The organism is Psychrobacter sp. 16-MNA-CIBAN-0192, from assembly GCF_040309565.1.
Lineage (GTDB): Bacteria > Pseudomonadota > Gammaproteobacteria > Pseudomonadales > Moraxellaceae > Psychrobacter.
On the sequence record NZ_JBEOOX010000012.1, the window covers coordinates 22,665 to 39,531 of the forward strand.

General features: G+C 42.6%; 16 protein-coding genes. 4 read left to right on the plus strand and 12 right to left on the minus strand.

Features of this window, described 5'->3' with window-relative positions:
* Nucleotides 1–54 precede the first annotated feature (54 nt).
* The 11 genes from AAEY78_RS09820 to AAEY78_RS09870 all read right to left on the minus strand — a co-directional run bounded on the left by AAEY78_RS09820 (nucleotide 55) and on the right by AAEY78_RS09870 (nucleotide 11,668).
* Nucleotides 55–729 (minus strand): response regulator, encoded by a 675-nt coding sequence (locus AAEY78_RS09820; protein WP_352339165.1) that lies wholly within the window; start codon nucleotides 727–729, stop codon nucleotides 55–57.
* A gap of 36 nt (nucleotides 730–765) precedes the next feature.
* Complete coding sequence (locus AAEY78_RS09825) at nucleotides 766–1,374, minus strand: cytochrome b/b6 domain-containing protein (RefSeq protein WP_352339166.1); 609 nt, start codon at nucleotides 1,372–1,374, stop codon at nucleotides 766–768.
* Nucleotides 1,375–1,667: 293 nt separating this feature from the next.
* On the minus strand, nucleotides 1,668–2,435 hold the full coding sequence (locus AAEY78_RS09830; protein ID WP_352339167.1) for a PAP2 family lipid A phosphatase: 768 nt from the start codon (nucleotides 2,433–2,435) through the stop codon (nucleotides 1,668–1,670).
* A 52-nt stretch (nucleotides 2,436–2,487) separates the two neighbouring features.
* Nucleotides 2,488–2,955: a diacylglycerol kinase gene (locus tag AAEY78_RS09835; RefSeq protein ID WP_352339168.1), complete on the minus strand. Its 468-nt coding sequence runs from the start codon at nucleotides 2,953–2,955 to the stop codon at nucleotides 2,488–2,490.
* Nucleotides 2,956–3,152: 197 nt separating this feature from the next.
* A complete protein-coding gene (locus AAEY78_RS09840) occupies nucleotides 3,153–4,460 on the minus strand; it encodes a sensor histidine kinase (protein WP_352339169.1) in 1,308 nt (435 codons plus the stop codon).
* 46 nt (nucleotides 4,461–4,506) lie between these two features.
* Entirely contained in the window at nucleotides 4,507–5,193 is a 687-nt protein-coding gene (locus AAEY78_RS09845) for a response regulator transcription factor (protein WP_352339235.1), read from the minus strand.
* 56 nt (nucleotides 5,194–5,249) lie between these two features.
* Nucleotides 5,250–6,986, minus strand: coding sequence for a phosphoethanolamine transferase (locus AAEY78_RS09850; protein ID WP_352339170.1), 1,737 nt, complete (start codon nucleotides 6,984–6,986; stop codon nucleotides 5,250–5,252).
* Between the two features lie 132 nt (nucleotides 6,987–7,118).
* On the minus strand, nucleotides 7,119–7,772 hold the full coding sequence (locus AAEY78_RS09855) for a c-type cytochrome (protein ID WP_352339171.1): 654 nt from the start codon (nucleotides 7,770–7,772) through the stop codon (nucleotides 7,119–7,121).
* A 48-nt stretch (nucleotides 7,773–7,820) separates the two neighbouring features.
* Nucleotides 7,821–9,452, minus strand: coding sequence for a flavin monoamine oxidase family protein (locus tag AAEY78_RS09860; protein ID WP_352339172.1), 1,632 nt, complete (start codon nucleotides 9,450–9,452; stop codon nucleotides 7,821–7,823).
* A 77-nt stretch (nucleotides 9,453–9,529) separates the two neighbouring features.
* Entirely contained in the window at nucleotides 9,530–10,867 is a 1,338-nt protein-coding gene (locus tag AAEY78_RS09865; RefSeq protein WP_352339173.1) for a c-type cytochrome, read from the minus strand.
* A gap of 171 nt (nucleotides 10,868–11,038) precedes the next feature.
* Nucleotides 11,039–11,668, minus strand: coding sequence for a YceI family protein (locus AAEY78_RS09870; RefSeq protein ID WP_352339174.1), 630 nt, complete (start codon nucleotides 11,666–11,668; stop codon nucleotides 11,039–11,041).
* A gap of 228 nt (nucleotides 11,669–11,896) precedes the next feature.
* Here AAEY78_RS09870 and AAEY78_RS09875 point away from each other — a divergent pair, with 228 nt between their 5' ends.
* The 4 genes from AAEY78_RS09875 (at nucleotide 11,897) to AAEY78_RS09890 (ending at nucleotide 15,748) form a co-directional block, all read left to right on the plus strand.
* Nucleotides 11,897–13,657 (plus strand): TrkH family potassium uptake protein, encoded by a 1,761-nt coding sequence (locus AAEY78_RS09875; RefSeq protein ID WP_352339175.1) that lies wholly within the window; start codon nucleotides 11,897–11,899, stop codon nucleotides 13,655–13,657.
* Between the two features lie 42 nt (nucleotides 13,658–13,699).
* The gene (locus AAEY78_RS09880; protein ID WP_352339176.1) at nucleotides 13,700–14,401 is read left to right on the plus strand and encodes a potassium channel family protein; all 702 of its coding nucleotides are present in this window, start codon (nucleotides 13,700–13,702) and stop codon (nucleotides 14,399–14,401) included.
* A gap of 39 nt (nucleotides 14,402–14,440) precedes the next feature.
* Nucleotides 14,441–14,983 carry a DUF3124 domain-containing protein gene (locus tag AAEY78_RS09885; RefSeq protein ID WP_352339177.1) on the plus strand — a complete coding sequence of 181 codons (543 nt, stop codon included), beginning with the start codon at nucleotides 14,441–14,443 and terminating at the stop codon, nucleotides 14,981–14,983.
* A gap of 186 nt (nucleotides 14,984–15,169) precedes the next feature.
* Nucleotides 15,170–15,748 carry a PepSY domain-containing protein gene (locus tag AAEY78_RS09890; RefSeq protein ID WP_352339178.1) on the plus strand — a complete coding sequence of 193 codons (579 nt, stop codon included), beginning with the start codon at nucleotides 15,170–15,172 and terminating at the stop codon, nucleotides 15,746–15,748.
* A 147-nt stretch (nucleotides 15,749–15,895) separates the two neighbouring features.
* Here the strand turns inward: AAEY78_RS09890 and AAEY78_RS09895 are convergent, their stop codons facing one another.
* Nucleotides 15,896–16,801, minus strand: a complete 906-nt coding sequence (locus tag AAEY78_RS09895; RefSeq protein ID WP_352339179.1) for a LysR family transcriptional regulator — start codon at nucleotides 16,799–16,801, stop codon at nucleotides 15,896–15,898.
* Between the last annotated feature and the right edge of the window lie 66 nt (nucleotides 16,802–16,867).

The following is a 16,867-nucleotide window of genomic DNA, read 5'->3' on the forward strand; positions in this document are numbered from 1 at the left end:
CAACTATTAAATAAAAAAACGAAATCAACAAGCTAAACGTAGTCGAGGCTATCGTTAGTGAGGATCATAAGTGGGATTAAGATAGTAGCCGATACCGCGTTTTGTTAAGATAAAGTCATTGCCCAGTTTTTTACGTAAATGATGAATATGCACTTCAATGGCATTACTGTCGATATCTTGTTGCCAGCCATATAGCTTGTCTTCTAAACTCGCTCTACTATGTATTTGCTTAGGATGGGTCAGCATTTGCTCTAATATTGCCACCTCTTTAATGGTTAATTCAACCACTTGATCTTGATACGTTACTTGCTGAGTATGTGGCTGATAGGCAACCTCACCATAACGAATTTCCGGTTGGCTGCGTCCTTGACTGCGACGCATCAATGCTTGCAGACGGGCAATCACTTCATCCAATGCAAACGGCTTAACCAAATAATCATCCGCGCCAGCATTAAGTCCCGCGACACGATTGGCAATGGCATCGCGAGCTGTGATAATCAAAACTGGCGTATCTAACTGTTTTGCCCGCCAGTTCTGTAGTACGGTCATGCCGTCGCCTTTTGGCAAAGTTAAATCAAGCAGCACCGCATCAAACATATTCTCTTGCAGTGCCATTTCACCTTGCCTAGCATCACTAAACCAATCGACCATCATACCGTGGCTTTTTAAACCGAGGATAATACCCTCGGCAATATTGCTATCATCTTCTATCAATAATATGCGTGCCATGTGGTTTCCACCGCTTTATTTATGCTGCCACTGCGTTTATTTCATAGTATCCGACTTATCTGTCACCGTTTTATTGCCAGTTATCATGGCTTTAATCAGATTCTGCCGTTCCCAATAACTCACAACAATAGCAGAGATAATGTGCAGTGGTACAAGCAAGTATAAACTATTGGCTAAAAACTCATGAACCCCTTCCATTAAGTCTTTGTTACCGAGAATTTTTGCTTCCATCAGATAACCGGTCAAGCCTAAACCTATAATCACCGCCCATAACGTAAACATCATAAAGGCTGCCAACGGATTATGCCCCAAATGCTGTTCATCAACGCGGCGAGCGCTTAAATCAGATAAGTGACGTTTAAGTCGTGTCGGGGTCGGAAAAAAATTAGTAAAGCGTGCATAGCGAGTGCCAACCAAACCCCACAGTAAGCGTATCACTACCAATCCCACCACGACGTAGCCGACAACTTCGTGCAGCTCGCTACCGTCTTCGGTAAAGAGTAGATTGGCAAAAATACCAGCAGCGACCGTCCAGTGGGTGATTCTGACCAAAATATCCCAAACGTGTACTTGCCTAGTTCTGGGAGTAGTTGCTGGCATAACATCAGCATTATCAATAAAATCAGTGTCGTTATTGCGGCTCATGGTCGTCACTCCCTTAGTAATATATTAGTCATACATTTATTTGTTGACGATAACCTGCTACCAGAAGCTCAGGCTAAGCAAGATATCGTAAGCAGACTAGAGATGACTCCATCTGTCTTATATCTATTACAACAAACAAATCTTAAGGGAGGCTTAGGAAACTAAAAATAGTAATGAATAGGTTAGCAGACGCTTTAACAAGTGAACCTCAATCGCGCTTGCAACTAAGGTTCACCCATTACCTATCATTAGAGATACGGATTCAGAAGATGCGAGTTTTTAGCAAACACGAGTTACTTTTTGATGCTTTTATAAGCGCTGGTATGTAATGACGCGGGCTTTTTTATATAGCGCTTAGCAAAAAAAATCGTAGCAGTTGCGCAAGCCAGCGTCCATGCCAGCAGCATCGAGACTAAGGTATGACTAAAAAAATGATCGCCAATTGCCATTTTATATAGCCCCATTGTCCATCCTAACAGACTGGCTACCACAATAATTCTGACTCGATAGCGCTTTAAACTGGGCAAATACGCAAAGCCATATAAAGCAAAGCCTGCACTGGCATGGGCAGCAGGAAAACATCGGACAGGTGTTCTGCTTATGATGTCTTGCCAAAGGTTTAAATACGGCAAATTACCATTAAAAAGGCTTAATTGATTCGGGCAACTGACATGCGTGACACCTTTGAGGATGGCGATAACCGTGGGCACTCCAATCAAGACGATTAATAGATAGCTTATCTCACGAACTAATAAAGGATTGAGCCATTTATCAAACTTAGAGGGGTGAGTTGAGGGAATAGTTCTCGAAGATAGTCGATATTTAATGATTAAAATCATTATTAAATAAACAGCCAGCAAGATTAAGAGTAATTTAGGTCCATTATAAAAAATAAAAGCATAAGGCTGGGCGCCTTTTTCGAGCAGCCACTGTCCATTGGTATAGAAAAGCCCACTAATATAAACATCTAAGCGGCTGTGCTCAATAGTCAATGTTGCAATTATCGTTAAGCATAAGAGCTTAAGCCAGTCCCAATCAAATGAAGGGTTTCCATGAGTCATTAATAAGCCTTATAAAGTACATTCACGGGCGACATATCTAATAACCTGAATATTACTTAATAGCTAAGATGGGATAAAATGCGATAAGGTGCGACAGTGCCATTACCCATAAAATAAAGAGCAATAATAATGTTAAAAATTGCGCCGCAGAACCCACATCTTTCGCTATTTTCGCAAGTGGATGGCGTTCTGTTGAGGTATGGTCAACACTGGCTTCAATACCCGTATTAAATAGCTCGACGATAAGAGATAAGAAGGACGCAATGACGAGCATCATTTTTATGCCAATAGCAAAAGGTAGGAAAGTAACGGCTATTAACAATAACAAGTTAAGCCAAAAAACTTGTCTAAACGCAGCCTCATATTTATAAGCGGCTTTAAAACCATCTATAGAATAACCAGTGGCTTTTACAATGCGGGAGAGTCCTTTCTTACCTTTAGCATGACTGGCATAGCTCTCGGTTGCTAGTAGCGGAATCTCACTCGCTTGAAGTTTTGGCTCAGGATTAATTTTGTTCATATTGAACTCTCAATACTCATTAATAGTGAGCTATGCTATAAATTTTTAACGATTTGACAATGAGTTAATAAAAATCAGCATGCTTTATAAAATGATTATAGAGTAGTGAGCATTAAGAAAGCGTTAAGACGCTATTGAGTGATTGAATAGTAACGTATGAAAATTACTAGGTGAAAGTTAAGACAAGCTTGTAGGTACTATTTATGATAATAAATACTGAAGGTGCTGCCGCCGTTTTTGTTCGCTTGATGTATTAACCGCCAGCCCATATGGGTCATGATACGTTGGACTATACTTAGACCCAAACCTGTGCCGTCTGCCTGATTTCCTGTATTAATATCGTTTAGCCGTTCAAACCGCTCATACAGTAGCGGCATCATTTTCTCTGGAATACCAAGCCCGGTATCGGACACTGTTATTTTTTTAGCGTCAATGGTCACGATGACCTCGCCCTCATCTGTATATTGAAAGGCGTTTTTTATTAAATTCCCCAATGCCATTTTGAGCAGTTCAGGGCGCACGTAGGCCATATACTCTTGCTCAGCAATGATGCGGCAACTGACAGGTTTATGCCGCAGTAAATAGTGTAGGCGTGTCACTTCATTCAGGGCAATGGTATTGATAGAGGTTTGCGGTGCATCCAGCTGTTCAGGCGCGCGCGATAGCAATAATAAGGCGCTGATAATTTCAGAGGTTTCCTTAGCTGTATGACTGATGCGGTTGGCAAATTCGCTCAAATGACTGTTGTCTTCGAGCTGTGAGGCCAATACTTCAGAGGCGCCCATAATGATGGTCAGTGGTGTGCGCAATTCGTGACTGACATCACCGGTAAACAGCTGCTCGCGTTTTAGATACTGCTCAAGCTTATGGTTTTTCTCATCAATCGCTCGTGCTAACACCCCAACTTCAGACGGCAGGTGGGTTAATTCAGTCAAGTTACGATGATCAGTTTCTACGGCTTTCTTTAAGTCCAATAATGGCTTGATAATTTGCTTAGCCGATAAATGAGAAAAGAGTATGGCGATGAGCAAGCTTAATAAGACGGCAACTTTTAGCGCATTGGCAAAGATGTCTTCTAGCGCCTCAAAAATCGCTAAAACAGGATAGTTTTCCATCGCTATCTCATTGCCTTCTAAGTACGTCAAGACATACTTTTTCCCATTTTTTTGATAAGCAAAAAAATGCAGATTGGTTTCGGTTTTGCCATCATTATTATTCACGGTGACACGTATTTCTTGTACTGTTTCGCGGGCTAGCGCTTTTAGATTGGCAGGCGCGCTGTCAAAACGGTAGATTTTGATACCAGGATTGGCAATATAAACCGTCTGTTCACCTTGTTTTTCTTGACTGAGCTGAAGCTGTTGCAGCAGTCTGCCTTTTACCAATTCTTGTTCGATGCGCGTTTCAGCATATAAAAAAATACTGACAAAAGCAGCACACAGTAATAGGGCAAATACCACGTATGAGAGGCGAAATTTATTGGCAATTGAGTCTATCGTAAACATAGCAGATGCTTATTCAAATATTGAAGGCTAGGCATTATAAATGGTGTTATGAATGGTCAGGGTCGACTATCTGATAGCCAACACCGGGTATGGTCATAATCATAGCCTTAGCAAACGGTTTATCAACCTGAGCCCGGACACTGTGGAGATGAGTGCGCAAGGCATCACTACTGGGTATGTCTTGTCCCCAGACCTTTTCTTCTAACTCTATTTTGCTAACGACGCGCGGCGCAGCGCTCATCAGTGTTTGCAGGATTTTAAATCCAGTTGGGGTAAGCTTTAACGGTTGGTTATCCCGTTTGACACTGTGCTCAGCGGTGTTCAGCGACAGGGTGCCGACATCGATACTGTGCTGAAAATGCTCATCTTGATAGCGGCGGATTAGTGCTTTGATGCGCGCTTCTAGCTCAACCAAGGAGAACGGTTTCACCAGATAATCGTCCGCACCACTATCAAATCCTGCAACTTTATCTAAAACTGTATCTCGCGCGGTCAGCATAAGTACCGGCGTTTTATCATGCAATTCTTCTCTTAGCGTTTTGCACAGTTTGGTGCCGTCCATGCCCGGCAACATCACATCGAGTAATATCACGTCGTAACGATTATTAGCTGCTAATGCTAAGCCACTCAGTCCATTATGAGCATTATCAAGCTCAAACCCCTTTGGCTCAAAAAAAGCATAAATATTAGCCACAATATCAGGATTGTCTTCAATAATAAGAATCTTGTACATAGCAGTCTTGTGCATAACGGTCTCGTGTAGGAGTGCTTATATTTTAAATCCGCTGGTTAATTAGCCGACTTAAAAAAAGTGGGCGCAGCAGCCACTTCTTGGGTGGTGATATTAAAGAAGCTCAGCAAACTTGGCGTAATAAAATCGTGCGATACAGGCTGGCTAGTCATAGAGGATAGGCTATTGCCATCGATACTATTACTCATAGGCGACCAGATAATCACTGGTACTTTCTTTTGCGCATCCGGCGCTATGCTGTAGGGTAGACCGTGCAAATATACATTCTTTTCACCCAGACTTTCGCCATGATCACTGATATAAACCATCATCACATCATAATCTTGCTGATAGGGTTTAAGCGTTTCGATGACATTATCTAAGAAATAATCGGTATAACGAATGGCATTATCATAACCATTAATAACCGACTGTCTGTCACATTTAGACAGCTCATTGGTCATACAGACGGGCTTATATTCCTCAAATGCCTTAGGATAACGCTTGTAATAAGCCGGACCATGATTGCCCATTTGATGCAGTAAAATAAGGGTGTCTTTTGGTGCTTCTTTCGGTGCTGAGCCTGTCGTAGCGCCTGATGTCACTAACTTGTCAAAACCATCAAGCATGCCAATATCTCGACATTCCTCATCACAGTTGGGATTTAACGTAGCCGTTTTATAATCCTCAAAAATGACACGGTCTGCCACGCCTTTAGAGCTAGAGTTATTGTCGCGCCAAATGACATTGACGCCCTGCTTATGTAAGGTATCCAGCACGTTTTCATTATATTCAGCCGTATCAACATCGTAGTCCTCTCGACCTGCATAACTGAACATACACGGTACTGAATACGCGGTGGACGTCCCGCAGGAAGCCGCATCTTTAAAGCTGTAGACATTTGCCTGCTTGGCAAGTAATGGCATGGTATCGCGCTTATAGCCATTTAAGCCAACATGGTCAGCGCGAACGGTTTCACCGACCACAAATACCATCAATTTAGGTTTTGCATTTCCACTAGTGACGGCGCGATTGGCATCGGTTGCATGCAGTATTAACGTGTCAGGACGGCGTAACTCAGCAAAATAATCCGTGCTCAGTTTAATGACGGAATAAATAGGGGTGATGGGATTGGCGTAATAACGCACTTGTTTGTGCTGGCGAAAGAAGCTGGCGTATTGATCACCAAACGGCACCAAGCAAATTGCTATCAAAACAACAGATAGAATCAAAGTAACCATCTTTTGTAATACTGCTCGACGCCAAGGAACGCGTTTTAGGCGGACTCTACTAATAATAAACGCCGGTAAAATGCCCAAAAATAGCAAGCGGATAATAAAGCTGGGCGCCATTAAACCCATAGCTTCAGCTTGATCAGTCTGTAAGCTATTGACCAACATATCACGGTCAAATATCGTCCCGTAGGCATCCGTAAAGTAGCCACAGACTGCTGCCACTATGACCATGATAATGAGCACAACTTTCGTCGTCGGTCGATAGCATAGTAGCTGTAAAATCAACCATAAAAGCCCAAACAGCAAGCTTGTAAGAGAGACGATAAAGCCTATATTGGTGCTAAAAGGGTAGACGTGAAAAACTTGCTCAAAGAAGCTGCGATTTGCGGTGGCAACCAGATATAGAGCAACGACGATAATAAGAGAGTTAAGATTAACCTCACGGTGATAAAATTTACCGGTAGCGCTGGTTATCTTATTATTATTGGCAATGCTGGTTTTAGCAGGGCTGAGATTATTGGTTTCTGCCGTAACTGCATCAGGAGCGGGTTGTCTGGACATATACGGACTTCTTCATAAGGTGAAAAATGGCAACATGCTTTATTCTTTAAGGTAGCATACGCGCCGTTAAGAAGATGTTAAGAGGATTAAACAATAAAACCTATAGAGACATTGAGTTGTTACTTGGTAGCGCTATTCACTCGGGTCAGAACCCGGTGGAAAATCATGGCGTAGCTGAGCGACATTAGCGGCTGTGACTATATCGGTAAAATGATTCAAATCACTGTGCACATATTGCGTGACTGCGGCTATTTGCGCATCACTCATCATACTGTGAAAAGAGGGCATACCGCGAAGACCATTAACGACCACGCTGATAATATAGTATTTTGACTCCATTTTGCTATTATTGGCTAATGGCGGATAGTAACCAGCGCCTTGTGCGCCCTTGCCATCTTGCATATGACAGCCAGCGCAGGAATCGTCATACAGCTTTTTGCCGTTGGTCGTTATAAACCCCTTTTTACCTTCACTACTACCTTCAAATTTTGTAAGCCATTTTTGTAGCTTAGCATCCTGTGTCATCTTCGGTATCAGGCTAATATTAACGATATTAGCTGGAGGCGCTCTCAGCTCCTCTTTCGTCATGTAGACCGCACCCCACGCGCCATTATTGCGACTGGCTTGATCATCAAATACGTTTTGTGTTGCTTGCAGATTGGCGAGGGTGGGAACTGTATGCGCAGTTTGGTCTTTGTTATAGCGGCTACAGCCTGATAGTGCAACGGTAGCTCCGATAGTCAATATCGTAGCCATAACAAGCAGGTTTGGTTTGATCATATCCATGATTACCTCTGAATTTATTATAATTACCCACCTTCATGATTTTACCTATTAACCAATCTTTTTTGCTTTTTGATGTAGCCGACTTGCCGCATCCATACCGGATAAAATCGCCCCTTCTTGCCACGCTGGAATATGCGAGCAATGCTCACCTGCCAGCACTATGCGGTGGTCAATAGCACATAGCGTATCATAATATTGGTTACGGCTGGATTCACTCCAAATACCGTAGCAACCGAGCGACCACGGAATACGATGCCAAGCAACCGAGGTGCCAGAGCGGAATTCTTTGGTATATTGCGGATGAATATATTTACCATACTCTAAGGCGGCATTAATGCGCTCTTTTGGACTTAAGGTATTAAACTTATAAGACGCTTCGCCAAATCCGTATGCGCCAAGCAGCACGCCTGAGCCGGTGGTAAACATATCGTGTGAGGGATAGGATATTTGGGTAATGGGCATATCGGTATAAGTGATACCGCCATAAATCCATTCGTCTTCTTCCCAAAAGCGGCGGTTAAACTCTAAGCCTACTTTGTATGAGCTGTCATAGGGTACCGCTGCCATGGCTTGCTTCATCGGTGCGGAGACGTTAATGTCCATTTGGGTCAATACGGATAGTGGGATGGTACAGATACACCAATCTGCGCGCACGGTTTTGCTTGCGCCATCAGGATTGCTACTATTGCTGCTGCTATCGACATAATCGACAGTGACGCCACTTTCATCTTGATGGATTTTAGTGACTTTGGCATTAAACGTAATCATGTCTCTGCATTCACGGGTGAAGGCGTCCCCGATTTTTCCCATACCGCCAACAGGCTGGAACATCGCAGGTTGATGGTCATAAATCGTATAATTGCTATAAATGTCTGACCACATACCCGAATCTAGTAATTTATGCATCGGAATCGGTGTTGAAGGTTTGGCATCAGGCATCAGACCACCACCCGGATAAACGCTATAACCGCGATGCTTACTGGTATCATGGCTCTTAACATAGCGATAATTATTATTGAGCACGCCCCAACCTTTTAAGCCTTCTAACAGCTTTTCTTTGTCCTCTTTATTGACCGTCTTATCGAGGCTGCCGGTATTAACCGCTTTGGATAACAGCTCTGAGACATAGCCACGGATGTCACTTTGTACTTCGCCTAAACGCTGCGGAGCCCCGTTAAAATGCGTGGTACGGTGTAAATAGGCACGGTCATTGGTTTGAATAAAAGGCTGTAATTCCACACCAAACTTTTTACAATAATGAAAGACGGCATAATGATGAACCGGCAGTCGCCATGGTCCACCGTTAAAATAATTGCCTTTTTTAAAGTTGCAGGTTACTTCGCCACCACCCAATTCCGTATATTTATCACCAGCATTTAGCGTCCAACTGCGTCCGCCACCGCGATTCTGAAACTCCAAAACAGTGACTTTATAGCCAGCTTTACGCAGCTCATAAGCGGCAGTCAGTCCACCAAGTCCTGCGCCAAGAATAACAATACTAGCCCCAGTAGGCGCACCCTTTAAATTCATCTCTTGTTTAAAACTAGATTCAGAAGCAAAGCCTAATGTGGTCATCGCCTGATACATTGCGGTTGCCCCTGCGGTCTTACCAATCATGGAGAGCAGTTGCCGCCGAGTGGGCGATTGAAACCTATCTGTCTTACTCTGCATATCGTTCATTTTATTATCCTTATTATAGAACCGTCATCCATGACATCATGTGATACTAGGTGTTTTTATGGCGGGTTTTATAGCACTTACTTTAAGATGCGTTTGACGTCAGCAGCACTCACGTCACTACTTGGTAGACCACCGAAATTCACTCGCACATAATTAGCGATACCCGCAATTTGAGCATGAGTTAACTCCTTCTCAAAACCTGGCATTTTGGGTGCTGTATTTAATGCGCCTTTCGCACCATAAGCAATGACATTAACCAGCGCGTCAGGTTTAGCGCGGCGAATGCTACTCAGTCCTACGATAGAAGGATAGCGCGCATCGGGTTGCGCGTAACCGTCAACCCCATGACAGCTAGCGCAATTGGCTAGATACAGCGATTTTGGTAAGTTGCTATTATTAACACTAGCATTAGAATCAGTATTATTCGCTTTTGCCTTCGCCAAATGGTCTTGTTGCTCAATTAAGTTATAAGTGATGGAACTGCTGACTGGTTTTGGCAAGCGTGCGCTATTTACAGGTATTACCTTATCGTCAGTTTTTATAATGGGGACTACTTTTAGATAAGTCGCTATTGCGCTTAAGTCGCCATCGGTAAGATAGCGGGTACTGTGGGCAACGGCTTCAGCCATCGGTCCACCGGCATAAGCGCGTTTATTCAGCATACCCGTACGCAGATAAGTGACAATATCCTGCTCGCTCCAACGACCGATGCCGCTGTCATTATCTGGCGTAATGTTAGGCGCATACCACTTACCAAGCGGTGCACCAGATAAATACTTGTCCTTATCTAGACCTTGCGTGAGGTTGCGCGGGGTATGACAAGTGCCACAATGCTCTAAGTTATTGACTAGATATTCACCGCGTTGCTGAGTTTGGGTAAGTCCTGAGCGGTTTTCGGTAGACGGTACATTAATCACATTCCAAGCCAACATTAGCGTCCGCATATTTAATGGAAACGGTAAGTGAGTGGTTTTTTCAGGAGCCGCTTCTACTGGTGGCACCGTCTGGAAATAAGAAAATAAGGCGCTAATATTAGCATCATTTATGCCATGATAAGACGGATATGGCATAGCAGGATATAACTGATGAGTGGGCGCGCGACCTTTTTTTAACGCCTTCTTAAAATCCGCTTCCGTATAATTGCCGATACCATAACGCGTGGAAGGGGTGATATTGGTTGAATAGATATTACCAATGGGCGTTTCAATGGCGACGCCGCCACTATAGTCCTCGCGATGACACGCCATACAGTCAGCAGTGCGGGCAATATATGCCCCGCGATTGACTAAATCGCTATTGGCAGGGCTGACATTCGGTAAGCTAGTCGCATGAGGCAGGCGTACGCTATCCGCCATCACCGCGCTGGAAGCCATACTCAGGGTAAGTGCTGATAATATTACAGATATTGGCTTCATAATATCCTCACAGAACTGGTAAAAAATGCTTGAGGGTGAATGACCTTGCAACATTTTTATTAAAATAAACGGTTCTAATTATCATAACGTAAATAACGAGGAATGCTACAAAACTCGAGTTATAAACGGTTTCAGAGGCACGCTTAACGTAGCAACGTACTATGATTATAGTTACAGTTTAGCCGCCTTAACCTGAATATTTAAAGTTAAATTCTTAGTCATACCAAATAAGCTATATTTTTTAATGTTCCATTGAGTGCGGTCAATGGTGGTGGTGAAATTACCACTACAAACTGAGCTTTTAAGAGGAGAGTTGGGATAGCAGTCAAATTTGGTTGCCAATAAACTGATAGGGCGCGTCTGTCCGTGCAGGGTTAGTTTGCCATCCACTCTGGTCACTTTTGAATTCGCTGTATCAGGCGTAAAGTACCACTTAGTAGATTCAAAACGAGCCAATGGGAACTGCGTCATATCAAAAAAATCAGCGCTCATCAGTTTTAGATTGAATACTTTGTTACCCGTATCTAATGAGCTGATTGGAATGACAAGCGAGATATCGCCCGTCTTTGCACTGGGATCATATTGTAGTAATCCCGTCACGTTATAAAATCCGCCCGTAGTCGCAGAGGTTCTAACATGGTCGATGGCGAAGTGCACGTTAGAATTGCTCGGCTCAATCTTATAAGTCGCGGCTTGGCTATTACCAATGCAACCTACCATCAATAATAGCGCCCCTATTGCCTGACCGTATCTTAATAGAGCTTGGTGTAACAGTGCTCGGTCAAATGAGATTTGACTCATAACCACATTCCTTTGCTGTGCAATCCTAGTTATGACACGATTTTTAAAGGTTTACTAGGATTGTTTTATAGAGATGAGGTATCCAAGGCTATTATTATCATGATGATAGGTAACAGATAAATGAATATATTTTTAATTAAATGGTTACGATTATTCAAAACCATTCTTAGGGAATGACGGGAAAAAGGAGTATAAGTATGTTGGTTTCTCCTGTTCTGGAATTGAGCTATGCGTGTCACACTACCGTATCGTTTATTAAATAAATTTATGATCGTTATCAGCTTTGTTGGGGTTGCGGTTGCCTTGGTTGATAGTGGATTTGCACTCTCAATATGGCTGCAACAACTTTTTCATATTTTTTATCTTACCCTCGTATTATTGGGCTTTGCGGCTACCGTAGGTCGCTACCTACAGTCAGATACGCCTCTAGTCGTGAATAAGGTGGCAATTTTTGATTTGATTACCAGTGTGATGATTTTTATTTTATTGATGGTGCATTTCACTGATGTAGTGAGAGCAGGGTATTCAATGGCGATTGATGGTTTTATTGCCATTAAAATTGCCGTGTTGGTCACCTTTATTCGCGAAATATCCGATAATGATTTTAATCTGAACCGTGCTTTTTTAAGACCGGGGCAGTTTTTCATATTGAGCTTCTTATCAGTGGTGCTGGTTGGGTCATTGCTATTGATGATGCCAAAAGCCACTACGCAACCGATATCCTTTATCGATGCGCTATTTACAGCGACCAGTGCCGTATGTGTGACAGGTCTGATTGTGGTGGATACGGCAACGCGTTTCACAACTTTCGGGCAAGTCATTATCATAGGGCTGATTCAGATTGGCGGACTTGGTATTCTCACCTTTGTGACGTATTTTAGTTACTTTTTTAAGGGTGGGGTCAGTTATGAGACCCAGCTAAGTATCGGCGAGATGACCTATGCACGGCGAATAGGCGATGCAGTCACAACCCTAAAGTCTATCCTCTATGTGACTTTTGGTGTTGAAGCGCTGGCAGCTATTCTGATTTATATCAGTATTTACGATTTGCCAGGTATGAGTGCCTCTGAAAAGGTCTTCTTTGCTGGTTTCCATGCTATTTCTGCCTTTTGCAATGCTGGATTCTCAACTTTTAGTGCTGGATTATATGACGACTCGCTGCGCTTTAACTATCCTTTACAGCTGATTGTTAGTACCACGTTTTTATTTGGCGGCATGGGCTTTATTATTGTCGTGAATTTGCTGCGTTACTTACGTCACGGTGCTCAGCGCTTGTTGTATCGAGACAGTCAGCGCTATGCTTATCAGCCGTGGCTATTGAGTATTAATAGTCGAATCACGTTGGTGACTTCAGGCGCTTTATTGCTGATTGGGCTGATTGGGGTCATGATATTTGAATACCACGGTATCCTTGCTGAGCATAGTAGCTTTTATGGCAAAATGATCACCGGGCTATTTACCGCAGCGACGCCTAGAACGGCGGGATTTAATATCGCTGATATGGACGCGCTGGCGTTTCCAACGATTATGCTGACTATTTTTTTAATGTGGATTGGCGCATCCCCAAACTCAACCGGTGGCGGTATTAAAACCAGTACACTAGCAATTGCCATATTAAACACCTTAAGCATTGCGCGTGGTCAAACCAAAGTTGAAGTATTCCGTCGTGAAATTTCAGACATCTCTATTCGTCGAGCATTCTCCATTATGTGGTTGTCGCTGTTGGTTATTGGACTGGGCGTGACTCTTATCAGTTATGATCAGCCTGAGCTGGAATTGATTAAAGTTATTTTTGAATGTTTTTCAGCTTATAGCACTGTGGGCTTAAGTTTAAATCTGACGGCTGATTTATCCACGTTTAATAAATTGGTGGTGTCGGTCATTATGTTTGTGGGGCGCGTCGGTATGCTAACGATTTTTATTGCATTAATTAAAAACAAGCATCAAGGTAACTATCGTTATCCAACCGAAGAGATCACCATTAATTAATAATCGTATTTTGCTGATTATTAGCTCATTACAAGGCGCTTTATGAAATATATCATCGTGGGTTTGGGCAGTTTTGGTTCTTCATTGGGGGTGGCGCTTACCAGCCAAGGTCATGAGGTCATTGCTATTGATAGCAGTATGCAAAAGGTTGAAGCCTATAAAGAGCTGATCACTCATACCATTTGCATGGATGCGACCGACGAGTATACGGTCAAGGGGCTACCCATTGTTGATACTGATATCGTGGTGGTGGCGATTGGAGAAGATCAAGGGGCGAATGTCATGGCAACTGCCTTATTTAAAACGCTAAACGCGCGGCATTTAATCAGTCGCAGTATCAATCCACTCCACGAAAAAGTGCTGCAAGCGATTGGTGTTGACGATATCTTCCATCCCGAAAAAGAGTCGGCGATGCGCTGGTCAAAACGGTTGTCATTGCGCTATTTTGTAGACTCTTATAGTTTGACAGACAGTTTTAGTATTGTTGAGATTGGTATTCCACAGGCTTTGGTCGGTAAAACCGTTGCCGAACTAAAGATGGACTATAAATTTAATCTAAAATTATTAAGTACCCTGCGCTATGAGCATTATGACGATAGCTTTGGTCGCACCCAACGTAAGCCCAATATTCAAGGTTTAGCCACTCCAGAGCAAGTGCTACAAGATAACGACGTACTGGTGGTCTATGGCGATAATAAGCATATCAATCAGTTTTTGCGTAGTGTCGGGGTAAAAGTACACTAAGCGTTAACCTATAAGCGCCAACATATAAAAGGGAATATGATGAATAAATGCTATCTATCCGCCTTCGTTATTGCCAGCTTAGCTTTACTGACCAGCTGTGCCAAACCATTGGACGACCCTAACATTTTGTACTCAGAACAGCATAAAGACCCCATTGTCGAGCATGAGACAACAACCAAAGTTGATCGTAGTAAGTTTCGCTACAAACAAACCTTTTATGTGCCGATTTATTCAGAGATTTATACCGATAAAGACAATCGCAAGGTTTTATTAGCAGCGACCTTAAGTGTACGCAATACAACGCTAAAAAAATCGCTGTATATTAATAAAATTGACTACTATGGTACCGATGGCACCTTTTTAAAATCTTATGTCAAGCATCCCGTTGAGATACCGGCTATGGGCACGCTCAACTATATCGTTGAAAAAGAAGAAGATAAGGGTGGCTCTGGCGCAAACTTTATCATTGAAGTAGAAGGTCTTGATGACACGGTTGCCCCAGTCATTGAAGCGGTGATGATCGCAAGCTACAGTAATAAAGCCTTTGCGTTTACTACAGAAGGTACGCCGGTTGTACATTGATATACTTAGCTCTGGTCCCCTAAATATTGTCAGTCGCTCATACAATTTTTAATCTATTCTATTCTTTTATTTTGCGCTAAGTTTCTCCTATGTCGTATGTCGTAATATAGATTTATACCAACCAGATTACTGACAAAACTATGAAACGAGCTGTCAGAAACTGACTTCATACTAAGGATAAATATTATGAAAAAATTATCAATATTAACCAAATCAATGATTGTCACTCTGACTGTTGCCGGTATCGGCGCAACCGCTATCGCAGCGCCTATTGGCAATACCAAAGCGGCGACCAGCTCAGGTGAAGCGGTCAGTGCCATGCAAAGTAAAATTAGCCTAACGCAGGCAATCACTATTGCTAAACAAAATGCTAAAGGCGATTTGGTCAGTGCAGAGTTCGATTATGATGACGATAATGCGACTAGCAAGTACGAAGTTGAATTTATTGGCAACGGCACATCGTATGAAGTAAAGATTGATGCTAATACCGGTAAAGTCCTCAAGACTGAGCAAGAGAAACTTGATAAAAAGGATATGGCTGAGTACAGTGCGATGAAGCAAGCTAAAGTTACCCTGACCAGTGCCATGCAAACAGCCGCACAAAGTGTCAATGGTAAAGTTATCAGTGTTGAGTTTGAGCTAGACAAAGGTCAGTCTGTTTATGATATCGAAGTGGTCAAAGGCAATCAGATATATGACGTTACTATAGATGGCAATACTGGCAAAGTTTTAAGCAGTCAGGTTGATGTAGAAGATGACGATTAAATAGCAGCTTAATAAGGCACTTTTTTAATCTAAAGGAGTCGCTAATATCTTTATAAAAAGGTATCGGCGACTCCTTATTTTTTGGATGGTATTTAAACAGAAGCGTCTGAATTAAGAACATAATTTTCAATCTTATTGGCTCATACCTTACAATAAGTAATGCTCCTGAACATAGGCAACACATAGCTCATAAAAAGCTTGGGCGGGCGGTGAGATAGACTTATTCGCCAATTTAAAAATACCGATTTGCCTATTTAAAGACGGTTCAATTAATTCTATCCATCTCAGCTCCGGCTCATTAGCAGGAAAGGCAAGTTTTGGTAAGGTGGTGATACCTAAATCATTTCTTAACAATGAAAACAGTGAGGTAATGTTCTCTACTGTATAGCGAGCTTTACGATTGAGCGCTTCTGCAGTTGTATTTTCAAGCAACCTACAGGTACCGTTATAGATAAATGGTTCCGCCATGAGTTGCTGCCATGTTAGCCCGTGCGACTGAGTTAATTCATCACTTTCTTGCAAATGGTTCAGCTCATTACTTTTAAGACAGACCACACCGATGGGATCTGATATAAGCAGGGTAAAATCAATCTCTTTTTCATCAATACTTGTACAGTTTCCTAATGCCAAATCTACTTCACCCGTAAGTAATCGATTTGCCACGCCAACCGCATTATCATCTATCAAGACGATTTCAATATCTGGATATTTTTTTGAATAGGCAACTAGTACGCTAGGCAGTAGCTTAGTCACTAGCGATGGCACACTGGCAATCCTTATTTTCCCTTTTTCCCCTGACGCTATAGCCTGTAAATCGTCTTCTAATCCTTGATAGACACTGAGAAACTGCTGGATTTTGGGCACACAGCTTTCTCCAAAAGGTGTCAATGTTGCCTTATTGCCAACTTCAAATAAACGCTGATCTAGTGTCTTCTCAAGCTCCTTTATAGATGCGGACAATGCTGCCTGTGACCTGTTAGCGCGGTTTGCTGCTGCACGAAACCCGCCTTCTTCTACCACAAATAAAAAATGTCGTAACTGCTGTAGTTTCATAGTGATTAGCGCCTTTGTGCTTGCTGCCATTGATTAAATACATATTAATTATCAATGATAGATTAA

Excerpts from the sequence above, each read along its gene's own strand:
- AAEY78_RS09865 (WP_352339173.1), bottom strand. The coding sequence starts at position 10,867 with ATGAAGCCAATATCTGTAATATTATCAGCACTTACCCTGAGTATGGCT.
- AAEY78_RS09830 (WP_352339167.1), bottom strand. The coding sequence starts at position 2,435 with ATGACTCATGGAAACCCTTCATTTGATTGGGACTGGCTTAAGCTCTTA.
- AAEY78_RS09890 (WP_352339178.1), top strand. The coding sequence starts at position 15,170 with ATGAAAAAATTATCAATATTAACCAAATCAATGATTGTCACTCTGACT.
- AAEY78_RS09860 (WP_352339172.1), bottom strand. The coding sequence starts at position 9,452 with ATGAACGATATGCAGAGTAAGACAGATAGGTTTCAATCGCCCACTCGG.
- AAEY78_RS09880 (WP_352339176.1), top strand. The coding sequence starts at position 13,700 with ATGAAATATATCATCGTGGGTTTGGGCAGTTTTGGTTCTTCATTGGGG.
- AAEY78_RS09835 (WP_352339168.1), bottom strand. The coding sequence starts at position 2,955 with ATGAACAAAATTAATCCTGAGCCAAAACTTCAAGCGAGTGAGATTCCG.
- AAEY78_RS09895 (WP_352339179.1), bottom strand. The coding sequence starts at position 16,801 with ATGAAACTACAGCAGTTACGACATTTTTTATTTGTGGTAGAAGAAGGC.
- AAEY78_RS09855 (WP_352339171.1), bottom strand. The coding sequence starts at position 7,772 with ATGGATATGATCAAACCAAACCTGCTTGTTATGGCTACGATATTGACT.
- AAEY78_RS09820 (WP_352339165.1), bottom strand. The coding sequence starts at position 729 with ATGGCACGCATATTATTGATAGAAGATGATAGCAATATTGCCGAGGGT.
- AAEY78_RS09825 (WP_352339166.1), bottom strand. The coding sequence starts at position 1,374 with ATGAGCCGCAATAACGACACTGATTTTATTGATAATGCTGATGTTATG.
- AAEY78_RS09845 (WP_352339235.1), bottom strand. The coding sequence starts at position 5,193 with ATGTACAAGATTCTTATTATTGAAGACAATCCTGATATTGTGGCTAAT.
- AAEY78_RS09870 (WP_352339174.1), bottom strand. The coding sequence starts at position 11,668 with ATGAGTCAAATCTCATTTGACCGAGCACTGTTACACCAAGCTCTATTA.
- AAEY78_RS09850 (WP_352339170.1), bottom strand. The coding sequence starts at position 6,986 with ATGTCCAGACAACCCGCTCCTGATGCAGTTACGGCAGAAACCAATAAT.
- AAEY78_RS09885 (WP_352339177.1), top strand. The coding sequence starts at position 14,441 with ATGAATAAATGCTATCTATCCGCCTTCGTTATTGCCAGCTTAGCTTTA.
- AAEY78_RS09875 (WP_352339175.1), top strand. The coding sequence starts at position 11,897 with ATGCGTGTCACACTACCGTATCGTTTATTAAATAAATTTATGATCGTT.
- AAEY78_RS09840 (WP_352339169.1), bottom strand. The coding sequence starts at position 4,460 with ATGTTTACGATAGACTCAATTGCCAATAAATTTCGCCTCTCATACGTG.